The 14,744-nt window shown below is 64.6% G+C and carries 13 protein-coding genes; 6 read left to right on the top strand and 7 right to left on the bottom strand.

The genetic code is table 11. The features are described 5' to 3' along the window. The first annotated feature begins 7 nt into the window (after positions 1–7). The 5 genes from VSR82_RS12790 (at position 8) to pabB (ending at position 7,097) form a co-directional block, all read left to right on the top strand. Positions 8–415 carry an RNA-binding S4 domain-containing protein gene (locus tag VSR82_RS12790; protein ID WP_368585449.1) on the top strand — a complete coding sequence of 136 codons (408 nt, stop codon included), beginning with the start codon at positions 8–10 and terminating at the stop codon, positions 413–415. 495 nt (positions 416–910) lie between these two features. Next, the gene (grpE, locus tag VSR82_RS12785; RefSeq protein ID WP_368585430.1) at positions 911–1,498 is read left to right on the top strand and encodes a nucleotide exchange factor GrpE; all 588 of its coding nucleotides are present in this window, start codon (positions 911–913) and stop codon (positions 1,496–1,498) included. A 330-nt stretch (positions 1,499–1,828) separates the two neighbouring features. Beyond that, positions 1,829–3,784, top strand: a complete 1,956-nt coding sequence (dnaK, locus tag VSR82_RS12780) for a molecular chaperone DnaK (protein WP_176109496.1) — start codon at positions 1,829–1,831, stop codon at positions 3,782–3,784. Positions 3,785–4,052: 268 nt separating this feature from the next. Beyond that, complete coding sequence (dnaJ, locus tag VSR82_RS12775; RefSeq protein WP_018431876.1) at positions 4,053–5,192, top strand: molecular chaperone DnaJ; 1,140 nt, start codon at positions 4,053–4,055, stop codon at positions 5,190–5,192. A gap of 18 nt (positions 5,193–5,210) precedes the next feature. Beyond that, complete coding sequence (gene pabB, locus VSR82_RS12770) at positions 5,211–7,097, top strand: aminodeoxychorismate synthase component I (RefSeq protein ID WP_429460850.1); 1,887 nt, start codon at positions 5,211–5,213, stop codon at positions 7,095–7,097. Between the two features lie 48 nt (positions 7,098–7,145). On the opposite strand, the gene panB is transcribed toward pabB, so the two are convergent. The 6 genes from panB to hda are packed head-to-tail and all read right to left on the bottom strand — an operon-like array spanning position 7,146 to position 12,308. Beyond that, on the bottom strand, positions 7,146–7,961 hold the full coding sequence (gene panB, locus VSR82_RS12765) for a 3-methyl-2-oxobutanoate hydroxymethyltransferase (protein ID WP_368585428.1): 816 nt from the start codon (positions 7,959–7,961) through the stop codon (positions 7,146–7,148). 37 nt (positions 7,962–7,998) lie between these two features. Then, positions 7,999–8,679, bottom strand: a complete 681-nt coding sequence (locus VSR82_RS12760; protein ID WP_410848107.1) for a deoxynucleoside kinase — start codon at positions 8,677–8,679, stop codon at positions 7,999–8,001. After that, positions 8,676–9,218: a 2-amino-4-hydroxy-6-hydroxymethyldihydropteridine diphosphokinase gene (folK, locus tag VSR82_RS12755; RefSeq protein WP_410848106.1), complete on the bottom strand. Its 543-nt coding sequence runs from the start codon at positions 9,216–9,218 to the stop codon at positions 8,676–8,678. The genes VSR82_RS12760 and folK overlap by 4 nt, the downstream gene beginning before the upstream one ends. Before the next feature lie 51 nt (positions 9,219–9,269). Further along, positions 9,270–10,880, bottom strand: coding sequence for a polynucleotide adenylyltransferase PcnB (gene pcnB / locus VSR82_RS12750; RefSeq protein ID WP_498857732.1), 1,611 nt, complete (start codon positions 10,878–10,880; stop codon positions 9,270–9,272). Continuing rightward, positions 10,877–11,563, bottom strand: coding sequence for a histidinol-phosphatase (locus tag VSR82_RS12745; protein WP_429460845.1), 687 nt, complete (start codon positions 11,561–11,563; stop codon positions 10,877–10,879). Before VSR82_RS12745 ends, pcnB begins: the two co-directional genes overlap by 4 nt. Further along, a complete protein-coding gene (hda, locus tag VSR82_RS12740; protein ID WP_368585424.1) occupies positions 11,556–12,308 on the bottom strand; it encodes a DnaA regulatory inactivator Hda in 753 nt (250 codons plus the stop codon). Before hda ends, VSR82_RS12745 begins: the two co-directional genes overlap by 8 nt. A gap of 277 nt (positions 12,309–12,585) precedes the next feature. Here hda and purM point away from each other — a divergent pair, with 277 nt between their 5' ends. Beyond that, positions 12,586–13,641, top strand: coding sequence for a phosphoribosylformylglycinamidine cyclo-ligase (gene purM, locus VSR82_RS12735; protein WP_410848104.1), 1,056 nt, complete (start codon positions 12,586–12,588; stop codon positions 13,639–13,641). 104 nt (positions 13,642–13,745) lie between these two features. On the opposite strand, the gene miaA is transcribed toward purM, so the two are convergent. Continuing rightward, a complete protein-coding gene (gene miaA / locus VSR82_RS12730; protein ID WP_429460842.1) occupies positions 13,746–14,726 on the bottom strand; it encodes a tRNA (adenosine(37)-N6)-dimethylallyltransferase MiaA in 981 nt (326 codons plus the stop codon). Positions 14,727–14,744 lie beyond the last annotated feature (18 nt).

Here is a 14,744-nt window from a genome sequence, read left to right as displayed (position 1 = left end):
TACGCAGATGAACTACCGTATTTCAACCGAACCGGGCGCGAAACTGCGCATCGACAAATGGCTGTGGGCCGCGCGCTTCTTCAAGACGCGTTCGTTGGCCGCGGATGCGGTCGACAAGGGGCGGGTGCGCATCGGCGGCGCGGCCGTGAAGCCGGCCAAGGACGTGCGTGTCGGCGATCTGGTCGAAATCGAGATCGAGCGCTACGTGTGGCAGGTCGAGGTGCTGGGCGTATGCGACGTACGCGGCCCGGCGAGCGTGGCGCAGACGCTTTACGCGGAAACCTCGCAGAGCAAGGAGAAGCGGCAGGTCGAGCAGGAACGGCGCAAGGTGTATCACGAGCCGGCCGCCGCGCTGCACGGGCGACCGACCAAGCGCGACCGGCGCACTATCGACAGATTTTCGGGTGGGAACTAAAAAACTGCTCGACCGTCGCATGTGCGCCACCGTACTCGGTGGTGTGGTCGTTAACCGCGCCGGACATGCAGATTGTCGTGGTGCCCGCGATCAGTACCAGTGCGACCACCCCGATTGCAACGGTCAGTTTCACGGTACTCCCCTCGATGGGCTGAAACGGGCTATCGGAACGACTGTCAGGTGTCGGTAAGGCTTACGTCAAATTAGGGTTAACGTGCGTTGCCGCTCCATGACTGGAGAATAGGTCAGTTGCGGGCTGCACTCAATCCCTATCTGATTGCGCCACGTGAATGCTTGTTACGGCGCATTTCGCCTGCACGACGGTGGTGCGAAAAAACCTCCGAGCCGCTTGAAACGGCTATTTCAGACCCCATCTGGGGTCCGGTCTGGCGGATCGGCGCGAAGACACGTGCCGCGATTTTGCAAAGCACGAATCGTACGGTGTCGGAACGGCTTTTTCCGCCTTTGCTTTTACTTTTAACGACTTTCAGCGACATGGAAAACACGCAAGAGAACCCGACGAGCCAGAATCCCACGCCCGCCGACGAAGCCGCGCGCCAGGCCGCCGAGACGGCTGAGGCCGCTACTCAACAGCAGAACACCGGCGCCACCACTGAATCCGCCCAGGCAGCCGCCGAGCAGGCGCTGGCCGACGCTCAGGCGAAGATCGCCGAGTTGCAGGAAGACTTCCTGCGCGCGAAGGCCGAAACCGAAAACGTGCGCCGTCGCGCTCAGGAAGACGTCGCCAAGGCGCACAAGTTTGCGATCGAGAACTTCGCCGAGCATCTGCTGCCGGTGGTCGACAGTCTTGAGGCGGCCGTCGCCCATTCGTCCGACGACCTGCAGAAGGTCCGCGAAGGCGTCGAACTCACGCTGCGCCAGTTGAGCGGCGCGCTGGAGAAGGGCCGCGTCGTGGCCATCAATCCGGTCGGCGAGAAGTTCGACCCGCATCGCCATCAGGCCATTTCGATGGTGCCGGCCGACCAGGAGCCGAACACCGTCGTCGCGGTGCTGCAAAAGGGCTTCGTGATCGCGGATCGGGTGCTGCGTCCCGCGCTCGTGACCGTCGCGGCGCCGAAGTAAGCACGTCGACGGGCATCTCGGCGTCAGCGCCGGCGGCGTCTGCCTCGTCGCTTCGCATCGGCGCGCGCCGCGAAACATCCAGTCGATTCAGGCACTTCCGGCCGACCGCGCCGGGGCGCCGTGCAAGCTGACGGAGCGGGCTCGCAGCAAGGATTCACGAGCCCGCCCCGTGATTGAAAAAAATTAAAGACCGCATCGCAATAGAGGTCTTGAAAACGATGTGGCCGCACTTATTTTGAGTGCAGGTAGGAATTGAGAGCGGATCGTCCCGCCGCCAGATGGGCCAACCGGGCGCTTTCCGCAGCGATCAAAGTCAGGAGATTTGTAAAAATGGGCAAAATCATCGGCATCGACCTCGGCACGACCAACTCGTGCGTGGCGATCATGGAAGGCAACTCGGTCAAGGTCATCGAGAACTCGGAAGGCGCGCGCACCACGCCGTCGATCATCGCTTACATGGAAGACAGCGAGATCCTGGTCGGCGCGCCGGCCAAGCGTCAGTCGGTCACGAACCCGAAGAACACGCTGTTCGCGGTCAAGCGTCTGATCGGCCGCCGCTTCGAAGAGAAGGAAGTGCAGAAGGACATCGGCCTGATGCCCTACAAGATCATCAAGGCCGACAACGGCGACGCATGGATCGAAGTGCGCGACCAGAAGCTCGCGCCGCCGCAAATTTCCGCCGAAGTGCTGCGCAAGATGAAGAAGACCGCTGAGGACTACCTCGGCGAGACCGTCACGGAAGCCGTGATCACGGTGCCGGCGTACTTCAACGACAGCCAGCGTCAGGCGACCAAAGATGCAGGCCGCATCGCCGGTCTGGAAGTGAAGCGGATCATCAACGAACCGACCGCAGCCGCATTGGCATTCGGCCTGGACAAGGCTGAAAAGGGCGACCGCAAGATCGCGGTGTTCGACCTCGGCGGCGGCACGTTCGACATCTCGATCATCGAAATCGCGGACGTCGACGGTGAAATGCAGTTCGAAGTGCTGTCCACGAACGGCGACACGTTCCTCGGCGGTGAAGACTTCGATCAGCGCATCATCGACTACATCATCGGCGAGTTCAAGAAGGAACAGGGCGTCGATCTGTCGAAAGACGTGCTCGCGCTGCAGCGCCTGAAGGAATCGGCTGAAAAGGCGAAGATCGAGCTGTCGTCGAGCCAGCAGACTGAAATCAACCTGCCGTACATCACGGCCGACGCGTCGGGTCCGAAGCACCTGAACCTGAAGATCACGCGTGCGAAGCTGGAAGCGCTGGTTGAAGAACTGATCGAACGCACGATCGAGCCGTGCCGCGTGGCCATCAAGGACGCAGGCGTGAAGGTCGGCGAAATCGACGACGTGATCCTGGTCGGCGGTATGACCCGTATGCCGAAGGTGCAGGAAAAGGTGAAGGAGTTCTTCGGCAAGGACCCGCGCCGTGACGTGAACCCGGACGAAGCCGTGGCCGTTGGTGCCGCGATCCAGGGCCAGGTTCTGTCGGGCGACCGCAAGGACGTGTTGCTGCTCGACGTGACCCCGTTGTCGCTCGGCATCGAAACGCTCGGCGGCGTGATGACGAAGATGATCAACAAGAACACCACGATCCCGACCAAGCACGCACAGGTCTACTCGACGGCTGACGACAACCAGAGCGCCGTGACGATCAAGGTGTTCCAGGGCGAACGCGAAATGGCAGCGGGCAACAAGCTGCTCGGCGAGTTCAACCTCGAAGGCATTCCGCCGGCACCGCGCGGCGTGCCGCAGATCGAAGTGAGCTTCGACATCGACGCGAACGGCATTCTGCACGTCGGCGCGAAAGATAAGGCGACCGGCAAGGAAAACCGCATCACGATCAAGGCGAACTCGGGTCTGTCCGAAGCCGAAATCGAGAAGATGGTGAAGGATGCGGAAGCGAACGCGGAAGAAGATCACAAGCTGCGTGAGCTGGCCGACGCCCGCAACCAGGGTGACGCACTCGTCCACAGCACGAAGAAGGCGCTGACCGAGTACGGCGACAAGCTCGAAGCGGGTGAGAAGGAGAAGATCGAGGCCGCGTTGAAGGAACTCGAAGACACGCTGAAGAGCAGCTCGAGCGACAAGGCCGCGATCGAAGCGAAGATCGAAGCGGTGGCCACGGCCTCGCAGAAGATGGGCGAGAAGATGTACGCCGACATGCAGGCTGCGCAAGGTGCCGAAGCGGCAGCGGGCGCGGCGGGCGGTGCGGGTGCCGGTGCATCGGCGGGCGCGAGCCAGCAGGCCGACGACGTGGTCGACGCTGAGTTCAAGGAAGTGAAGAAGGACTAAAGCCAGGTCGGCATCCGACCGTAAAGCCGTGCACAGCAATGTGCACGGCCCGGCTGCACGAGATCGGCGCCCTTGGGGCGCCTTGAGTGCAAGAGCGGTTTTTCGCGCCTGGCGAGCCTTTTGGGCTCTCCGGGCACGTTCGTTTTATGGAGGGCGTTGTTTTGAACCGTGTCGAGACGCGGCGCAGACAGCGGCCGGACGAGTCGCAAGACTCCACAGCATTCACAAGGAGCTACCGCGTCGCTTTGCGCGGCGGCGTTGAACCGATATGGCGAAACGGGATTACTACGAGGTTCTGGGCGTCGCAAAGAACGCGAGCGACGACGAAATCAAGAAGGCTTATCGCAAGCTTGCGATGAAGCACCACCCCGACCGCAATCCGGGCAACAAGGATGCGGAAGAGCATTTCAAGGAGGTGAAGGAAGCCTATGAAATGCTGTCGGATTCGCAAAAGCGCGCCGCGTACGATCAGTACGGTCACGCGGGCGTCGATCCGAACATGGGTGGGGCCGGTGCGCAAGGTTTCGGCGGCTTTGCCGACGCATTCGGCGACATCTTCGGCGACATCTTCGGCCAGGCGGCCGGCGCCGGCGCACGCGGAGGCGGCCGCGCGGGCCCGCAGGTCTATCGCGGCGCCGATCTGCGCTACAGCATGGAAATCACGCTCGAGCAGGCCGCGCACGGCTACGACACGCAGATCCGCGTGCCGAGCTGGGTTTCGTGCGAAGTCTGTCATGGCTCGGGCGCGAAGCCGGGCACCAAGCCGGAAACCTGCCCGACCTGTAGCGGTTCGGGTTCGGTGCGCATGTCGCAGGGCTTCTTCAGCATCCAGCAGACTTGCCCGAAGTGCCACGGCAGCGGCACCTACATCCCCGATCCGTGCAACCACTGCCACGGCGCGGGCAAGGTGAAGGAAACCAAGACGCTCGAAGTGAAGATTCCGGCCGGTATCGACGACGGCATGCGCATCCGCTCGGCCGGCAACGGCGAGCCGGGCATCAACGGCGGACCGTCGGGCGATCTGTACGTCGAGATTCACATCAAGCAGCACTCGGTGTTCGAGCGTGACGGCGACGATCTGCATTGCCAGATGCCGATCCCGTTCACCACTGCGGCGCTTGGCGGCGATATCGAAGTGCCGACGCTCGCCGGCCGCGCGACCTTCACGGTGCCGGAAGGCACGCAGTCGGGCAAGACGTTCCGTTTGCGCGGCAAGGGCATCAAGGGCCTGCGTTCGAGCATCGCCGGCGATCTGTACGTGCATGTGCAGGTCGAAACGCCGGTCAAGCTCACCGAGGCGCAGCGCGATCTGCTCAAGCAGTTCGAAAAGGCGCTCGTGGAAGGCGGGGCGCGGCATAGTCCGCAGAGCAAGAGCTGGTTCGATCGGGTGAAGAGCTTTTTCGATTGATCTGATTTGGCGGTCAGTATGACGGTGGACAGTCGCGGCGCGGTGTTCGCGCTGCTTGACGATTGCGGTGCAACGGCGGCGCGTCCGTCGAGCCGCTTGTACACGGGTTTCGTGCGCGAGCGGCTCTGCACGGAGGCGGCGCAGCTCGAAGCGGTGTGCGACAGCGTCGCGGCCGATACCCGCAACGGCCTGCACGCCGTCGTGCTGGCCGACTATGAATTTGGCCGTGCGCTCGTCGGCATCGACAAGCTTCGGTCCACTGAAACGCAGCGTGGCAATGCCACGCTGCGTTTTTTATTGTTCGAACGCTGTGCGAAGCTTTCGCGCGACGAGGTCGACACGTGGCTGATGACGCGGGACAACGGTGCGCCGGAGCCGTCGGTCGCGGGCACGGCGAACGTGCGCGAAAGCGTCGATCGCGCCGAGTTCGATGCGTCGATCGACGCGATTCACGCTGCGCTGCGCGCGGGCGATTCCTATCAGGTCAACTACACGTACCGCCTCGGTTTCGACGTGTTCGGCTCGCCGCTCGCGTTCTATCGGCGTTTACGCGCGCGCCAGCCGGTGTCGTTCGGCGCGCTGATCGCATTGCCCGACGATGCGTGGGTGCTGTCGTGTTCGCCCGAACTGTTCGTCGAGAAGCACGGCCCGACGTTGCGCGCGCGGCCGATGAAGGGCACGGCGCCGCGCTCGCAAGATCCCGCCATCGACCGGGGCAACGCCGAGTTCCTCGCCACCGATCTGAAGAACCGCGCCGAGAACGTGATGATCGTCGATCTGTTGCGCAACGATCTGTCGCGGGTCGCGCGGATCGGCTCGGTCAACGTGCCGGCGCTTTTTACGGTCGAACCGTATGCGTCGGTGTGGCAGATGACGTCGACCGTGGAGGCGACGTTGCTCGACGGCACCTCGTTCGCGACGATCCTGCGCGCGCTCTTTCCCTGCGGTTCGATTACCGGTGCGCCGAAGCATCGCACGATGCAGCTGATCGACGAACTGGAAAGCACGCCGCGCGGACTTTATACCGGCGCGATCGGCTGGCTCGATGCGCCGGGCGATGATCACGATTGCGGCGACTTCTGCATGTCGGTCGCGATCCGCACGCTGACATTGACTGGGTCGGCGGCGCAAGCGGGCGGCACCGACGGTCTGCGCGGCAGCATGGGCATCGGCGCGGGCATCGTGCTCGACAGCGTGGCCGCCGACGAGCATGAGGAGTGTCGATTGAAAGCACGTTTTCTGACCGGCGCCGAGCCCGGCTTCGAACTGTTTGAAACGATGTACGCGACGCGGGAAGACGGCGTGCGGCATCTGGAGCGGCATGTGCGGCGCTTGTCGTCGAGCGCCGCGACACTTGGCTTCGGGTTCGACGAAGCGCGCATTCGCGAGGAGATTTCCGCGCGATGCGCCGCGCTGCCGGCGCAGACGCCGCATCGTATGCGGCTTGCGTTGAGCAAGACCGGCGCGACGCAGATCACCGCCGCGATACTTACGCCGTTGGCGGACGCAATCGTTGGGGTTCTGCTGGGCCCAGAAGCGCAGTTCGCGCCGACCCAGGCCGCCGATCCGCTGCTGCGCCACAAGACCACCCGCCGCGCCGACTACGACCGCGGCTGGCGCGAAGCCGAGGCGAAGGGCGCCTTCGATATGCTGTTCTTCAACGAACGGGGCGAACTGACCGAGGGCGGCAGGTCGAACGTGTTCGTGAAGCTCGCGGGACGATGGTGGACCCCGCCGCTCGCGTCGGGCGTGCTGCCTGGCGTGATGCGAAGCGTATTGCTCGACGGGGCGTCGGACTTGCAGGCGGGTGAAAAAGTGCTGACGCAGGAGGATGTGCTGAACGCCGAAGCACTGCTGGTGTGCAACGCGTTGCGCGGCGCGATCCCCGCACGGGTTGTTGCTTAGAGCGCTGAGACAAACGGGAATGCCGCGCGCCCGCGCGGCAAACATACATCAGAACGTGTGCTCGGCGCCCGGGAACGAGCCGTCCTTCACTGCCCGCACATAGGCCTCGACGGCCGCCTGAATGTTCGGCTGTCCCTGCATGAAATCTTTGACGAAGCGCGGACGCTTGCCGGGGAAAATCCCGAGCATGTCGTGCAGCACGAGCACCTGACCCGAGCAGTCGAGGCCCGCGCCGATCCCGATCGTCGGAATGCGCAATTGCCTCGTGACCTCGCCCGCGAGTTGAGCGGGGATTGCTTCCATCAACAATGTTTGCGCGCCGGCGGCCTGCATCGCGAGCGAATCGCGCAGCAGCTGGCTCGCACCCGCTTCAGTCTTGCCCTGCACCTTGAAGCCGCCGAACGCATGCACCGACTGCGGCGTCAGACCTACGTGCGCGCACACCGGAACCGAGCGCTCGACCAGGAACCGCACCGTATCCGCGAGCCATTCGCCGCCTTCGAGCTTGACCATCTGCGCGCCCGCGCGCATCAGTTCGACCGAACTCCTGAACGCGTCTTCGCGCGTGCCGTACGTGCCGAACGGCAGGTCCGCCATGATCAGCGCCGACGGCCGCGCGCGCGACACGCTCGCCGTGTGATACGCGATGTCCGCCAGCGTCACGGGCAGCGTAGTCGCCTGACCTTGCAGCACGTTGCCGAGCGAGTCGCCGATCAGAAGTACGTCGACGCCGGCGCGATCGAGCAGCGCGGCGAAGCTTGCGTCGTAGCAGGTGAGCATCGCGATCTTTTCGCCGGCGTCGCGCATTGCCTGCAGTTTCGGCACGGTGATCGCGCTCCGGCTCGCTTCCTGCAAATAAGTCATGGTCAATCCAGTGAGAAAAATGAACTAGCCGCGCCGCTTACAGCGACGTGGCTTTGACAAAGAATTCCTTGCGGCCGCGCATCGTCTCGATGCGTTCGGCGAGCAGCGCAAGGTCCGCGTCGGAGTCGAGCGGATTCAGGTGTTCGGCGTTGACCGTCAGCACGGGAGTGCGGTCGTAGTGGTAGAAGAATTCGTTGTATGCGTCGCAGAGTGCGCGCAGATACGCATCGGAAATCTGCAGCTCCATCGGCACCGCGCGCTTCTGGATGCGCGCGAACAGCACCTCGGGACTCGCCTGCAGATAAACGACGAAGTCCGGCTCCGGCGCCTTGACGTCGAGCCGCGCGGCAAGCGCGCGGTACAGTTGCCACTCGTCTTCCTGCAAGGTCAGACGCGCGAAGATGTCGTTTCGCTGCGTGATGAAGTCGGCGATCAGCGGCGTGCCACTCGCCTGCGCGGCGCTCACTTCCTGCGCCTGCTGCGCGCGTTGCAGCGCGAAGTGCAACTGCACCGGCAGCGCATAGCGCGCGGTGTCGCGGTAGAAGCGTTCAAGAAACGGATTGTCCTGCGAGCGCTCGAACAGTTCGTGCATCGACCAGCGTTGCGCGAGGCGCCGCGCGAGTGAGGTCTTGCCGACGCCGATCGGCCCCTCGATCGCGATATAGCCGAACGGCGGGCGCAGCTGCGGCGCGGTGACCGTGAGCGGCGGCGAACTCATTCGCAGCGGCCTTTCTCGGCGGAATTACCGGCGAGTGCATTGAGCATCGGACACTGGCAGGGCCCCTTCACCTTCTCGATGCGCTGATCGCTGACGCTATCGAGCAGCGCGGCGGCCCTGCCATGTTGCGGAATCACGATCGCCGCGTCGATCTCGACCAGCGGCACCAGCGCAAACGCGCGCTCGACGAGGCGTGGATGCGGCACGATCAGATCGGCTTCGTCGATCGATTGATCGCCATACAGCAGGATGTCGAGATCGAGCGTGCGCGGCGCATTGCGGAACGGCCGCTCACGGCCAAAATGATGCTCGATCTTGTGACACAGCGCGAGCAGATGCCGCACGGGGAGCGTCGTTTCCAGCTTCACGACGCAATTGAAATAGTCGTCGCCGCCCGCGTCGATCGGGGCGGTGCGATATAGGCTCGATTTGGCGAGCACGGTGATGGTGTGCTGTTGTGCGAGGCACACCACCGCGTCTTTCAGGGTCTGGCGCGCGTCCCCGAGATTCGCGCCGAGGCCAAGATAAGCAACCGTCATGGCATAACTTCCTGCAACTATCGTTTCGACGGCTCTTCCGCGAACGCCGCGTCAGTCTGCGTGCGAGCCTTCGCGGCCCGCGTCGTTGTCCGTGCGTTCGGCGGACGAGCCGCCCTCCACCCCGTCACCTGATTTGCGGTTTCTGGCGCCACCGCGCCGCCGTCGTTTTCTGGGGCTCCGGTCTTTCCCGCCTTGCGTGAGCAATGCCTCGCGCGCGGCAGCGTCTCCTTCGATGAACTCCGTCCACCACGCACCGACCGACTCGTCGAGTTCGCCCGATGCGCAGCGCAACAGGAGGAAATCATACCCCGCTCTAAATCTTTGGTGTTCCAGCAGCTTCAGCGCGCTGCGGCCCGAGCGCTTTTCGAGGCGCAACTGCAGACCCCAGATCTCGCGCATGTCGGCCGAGAAGCGCTTGTGGATCGCGAGCTTTTCGGTCTGCATGTCGAGCACTTCGTCCATCGCGCGATGCAGCGCCGGCACCGGATACTCGCCTTCCGCCTCGAACTTCTGCCAGCGCTGCTGCACGTCGTGCCACAACAGCGTCGCGAACAGGAAGCCCGGCGACACCGGCTTGCCGGCCAGCACGCGTGTATCTGTATTAGAGAGTGCCAGAGAAATGAATTTCTCGCCGGTCGGCTGCTCGAGCACCACGTCGAGCAGCGGCAGCAGCCCGTGATGCAGGCCTTCTTGGCGCAGCCGCTTCAGGCACGCGAGCGCGTGACCCGACAGCATCAGCTTCAGCATTTCGTCGAACAGACGCGCGGCGGGCACGTTGTTGATCAGATCGGCCATCTTCTCGATCGGCGCGCGCGTGGCGTCGTCGATCTCGAAGTCGAGCTTGGCGGCGAAGCGCACGACGCGCAGCATGCGCACCGGGTCCTCACGATAACGCGTGGCCGGGTCGCCGATCATGCGCAGCAGGCGCGTGCGCATGTCGGCCATGCCGTTGTGGTAGTCCAGCACGGTCTGCGTTGCCGGATCGTAGTACATCGCGTTGATCGTGAAGTCGCGGCGCGTGGCGTCCTCGTGCTGTTCACCCCACACGTTGTCGCGCAGCACGCGGCCGCTCGCGTCGACCGCGTGAGTGCGGCGGTCGAGCTCGTCGCGCTTCAGACGCTTCGGCGGCGGCGCGTCGGCCGCGGGCGGATCGACCAGCGCGCGGAACGTCGAGGTCTCGATGATTTCCTGGCCGAACTGCACGTGCACGATCTGGAAGCGCCGGCCGATGATGCGTGCTCTGCGGAACAGCTTCTGCACCTGTTCGGGCGTCGCGTCGGTCGCGACGTCGAAGTCTTTCGGCTTCACGCCGAGCAGCAGGTCGCGCACCGCGCCGCCGACGATGAACGCGCGGAAGCCCGCCTGTTGCAGGCCCTCGGTCACGCGGATCGCATTGCGCGAGATCAGCGTGGGGTCGATGCCGTGCACGTCGTGCGGAATGATGACGGGGACGTCCGGTTCGCGCGGCGCCTGTGCGGCGGCAGCGGCGGTCGATTTGCGACGCGGCCGCGCGGCCGTGCCGGATACGGTCGCGCCGGAAGCGGACTTGCCGCGCGCCGGCGGCTTGTCGTTGGCGTTGTCGTCGACGCTGGCGGCGGAGAGCGTGTCGTCAGCGCTCGCCGTGTCCTGGCCGAATAGCTTGCGGATGAGTTTCTTGATCACGAGGGTTGGAAGAGTTCGAGGATGCGCCAGCCTTTGGCCTGCGCATGGGCGCGCAACGTGTCGTCCGGATTGGTCGCGATGGGATCGGTGACTTTTTCGAGCAGCGGGATGTCGTTGTGCGAATCGCTATAGAAATAGCTGTGCTCGAAGTCGCTCCACGTCTTTCCGAGCGACGCGAGCCACATTTCGGTGCGCACGATCTTGCCTTCCTTGTAGCTCGGCGTGCCGGTCGGGCGGCCGGTATAAGCGCCGTGCAGATCGCCGCCGACGGTCTCCGCCTCGCACGCGATCAGCGTGTCGACGCCGAATGCCTGGGCGATCGGCCGCGTGATGAATTCGTTGGTCGCCGTGACGACGCAGCACAGGTCGCCCGCTTCGCGATGCTGTTTGACGAGCTCGATCGCCACCGGCTGGATGGCGGGCGTAATGACCTCGTGCATGTACTGCGCGTGAAAGTCCGCGAGCTGCGCGCGCGTGTACTTCGCGAGCGGCGTCAGCATGGCGATCAGATAAGCGTGAATGTCGAGCTTGCCGGCCTTGTAGTCGGCGTAGAAGCGGTCGTTTTCACGGGCGAAATTTTCGGCGTCGACCATACCTTTTTTCACCATGAAGCGGCCCCATTCGTGGTCGCTGTCCGTGGGAATGAGCGTGTGGTCGAGATCGAAGAGTGCAAGATTAGCCATGGGGGCCTATTTTACTTGAAGCCGGAAGAGCGGCGTGTGAACCCGGCGTGGTGGCGGGATCGGGCGAGGCGAGCATCGTGCGCAACAGCGGCAGCGTGACCGCGCGTTTCTGTTCGAGCGAGAAGCGGTCGAGCGCGTCGAGCAGCGCCATCAGGCTCGGCATGTCGCGGCGAAAATGCGTGAGCAGGTAGGCCGGCACGTCGTCGGCGAGCATGATGCCGCGCTCGCGCGCCGCGCGTTTCAGCACCGCGGCCTTCGCGTCGTCGGGCAGCGGCGCGAGATGAAACACCAGACCCCAGCCGAGGCGGGTGCGCAAATCCTCGCGCACCGTCATGGCGATCGGCGCCGCGTTGCCTGCGGCGACGAGCGCGCTGGTCGGATGCGCGCGCACCTCGTTGAACAGGTTGAACACGGCGATCTGCTGCGCGGCCGACAGCGCGTCGCAGTCGTCGATCGCATAGAGCGCGACGCGCGGATCGAAGCCGAAGGCGGCGAGGCTGCTTTGCGGACCGGCGAAACGCGCATGTCCCGGCGGCGCTTCGTGCACGAGCGCCTGCAGCAGATGCGTGCGGCCGCTGCCGGCTTCGCCCCAGATGTAGAAGGTGCGATCGGCGACCGGTCCGGAGGCGAGCGCGTCGTCGAGCTCACGCAGGCGCGTGACCAGCTCGGCGTTCGCGCCGGCGAAGAAATTGTCGAATGTCGATGGCGGCGGGGTGCCGAGATCGAGCGTCAGTTGACGAAGCACAGTAGGGTTAATGCCGAAAATGAGGCTCGCGCCGCGAGTGGCCCGGACCTCGGGGCCTGGAACGTTGCCAGGCGCTTAGTTGTCGTGAAGCGTGCTCGCTGGGTCGTGAGGCCGAGCGTCGCGATGGGCGGCGGACGGAATTGCGCGGGTCGGCGGCGCCGGAATCGGAGTGTCGTGTAGCAAAGTCGTTTCCAGGATTTCGTCGGAACGCGCGAATTCCAGCCAGGCGGCCAGCATCGGGTAAAATCGCATTTTACCGACCTTCGAGCTTTTCCCCATGAATCAACCGAAATCCGCTCCTGACGCCCAAGGTTTGTCGTATCGCGACGCCGGCGTGGACATCGATGCGGGCGACGCCCTCGTCGATGCCATCAAGCCCTTTGCCAAGAAGACCCTGCGCGACGGCGTGCTGGGCGGCATCGGCGGATTCGGCGCGCTGTTCGAAGTGCCGAAGAAGTACAAGGAGCCGGTGCTCGTGTCCGGCACCGACGGCGTCGGCACCAAGCTGCGTCTCGCGTTCCAGCTGAACAAGCACGACACGGTCGGCCAGGATCTCGTCGCGATGAGCGTCAACGACATCCTCGTGCAGGGCGCCGAGCCGCTGTTCTTCCTCGACTATTTCGCCTGCGGCAAGCTCGATGTCGGCACGGCGGCGACCGTCGTGAAGGGCATTGCGCAAGGCTGCGAGCTGTCGGGCTGCGCGCTGATCGGCGGCGAAACCGCGGAAATGCCGGGCATGTATCCGGACGGCGAATACGATCTGGCCGGTTTCGCGGTCGGCGCGGTGGAAAAGAGCAAGATCATCGACGGCAGCAAGATCGCTCCCGGCGACGTGGTGCTCGGGCTCGCGTCGAGCGGCATCCATTCGAACGGCTTTTCGCTGGTGCGCAAGATCATCGAGCGCGCCAATCCCGATCTGAACGCGGACTTCGACGGCCGCCCGCTCGCCGACGCGCTGATGGCGCCGACGCGCATCTACGTGAAGCCGTTGCTCGCGCTGATGCAGCAGCTCGAGGTGAAGGGTATGGCGCACATCACCGGCGGCGGCCTGGTCGAGAACATTCCGCGCGTGCTGCGCGAGGGTCTGACGGCCGAGCTCGATCATCGCGCGTGGCCGCTGCCGCCGCTGTTCTCGTGGCTGCAGAAGCACGGCGGCGTCGCCGATGCGGAAATGCACCGCGTGTTCAACTGCGGTATCGGTATGGCGGTGATCGTGTCGGCCGCGGATGCCCAGGCGGCAATCGGTCAGCTGTCCGCGGCGGGCGAGCAGGTCTGGAAGATCGGCACGGTCCGTGAGAGCGCGGCGGGTGAAGCGCAGACGGTCGTGGTCTAACGATTGACGAGGGTTCGCGTGGCGTGCAGCAACGGCGCGCCACGAGGGCTTCGAATCCTGTGCTTTACATTTCCCGCTTCAAATCCCCGCTTCAAATCCCCGCTTCAGATCCCTCCGATTCCCTCACTTCGATCGTCGTCTCGAACCAGCGTCTCGATCAGCTCCACCACCCGCGCCGTCGCGTGCGGATCGCAGCAATCCACCACCTGTCTCTCCGGCATGCTGCGCAGCCACGTGAGCTGCCGCTTGCAGAGTTGCCGCGTCGCGAAGATGCCCTTGTCGCGCATGGTCCGATAATCGACCGCGCCATCGAGGTATTCCCACACCTGCCGATAGCCGACGCAGCGCATCGACGACATCTCTGGCAGCAGGTCGCCGCGCGCGCGCAGCTTCACCACTTCATCGATGAACCCATGTGCGAGCATCGCATCGAAGCGCTGCTCGATGCGCGAGTGCAGCACGCCACGCTCGGACGGCTCCAGCGCGACCGGCACGAAGCGCCATGCCGACGCGGCGTCGTCGGTGCGCGCGGGCGCGGCGAGCAGCGCCGACATCGGCTGGCCGGTCAGCATGAACACTTCCAGCGCGCGCTGGATGCGCTGCGAATCGTTCGGCGCGAGACGCGCGGCCGTGACCGGATCGAGCGCGGCGAGTCGTGCGTGAAGCGCCGGCCAGCCGTCGCGGGCGGCATCGGCGTCGAGCGTCGCGCGTAGTTCGGCATCGGCGCCGGGCAGATCGTTGAGTCCCTGCGTGAGCGCCTTGTAGTACAGCATCGTCCCGCCGACCAGCAGCGGCAGCCGCCCGCGCGCATGAATTTCATCGACGAGCCGCAGCGTATCGGCGCGAAACTGTGCGGCCGAGTACGAGTCGGCCGGATCGACGATATCGATCAGATGATGCGGCGCGACCGCGCGTTCTTCCGCGGTCGGCTTCGCGGTGCCGATGTCCATCTCGCGATAGACGAGCGCAGAGTCGACGCTGATGATTTCGACTGGCCGCCGCGCGGCGAGCGCGAGCGCGGCGGCGGTCTTGCCGGACGCGGTCGGGCCGAGCAGGCACGGGATCAGGGTAGGGCGTGACGTCATGGGCAAGCGGGCGCGCAG

Origin of the sequence: Burkholderia sp. JPY481, from assembly GCF_038900515.1 — a bacterium.
GTDB lineage: Bacteria > Pseudomonadota > Gammaproteobacteria > Burkholderiales > Burkholderiaceae > Paraburkholderia > Paraburkholderia youngii.
Note: the sequence above shows the minus strand (reverse complement) of the source record. Positions and strands in the feature narration are given on the sequence as shown.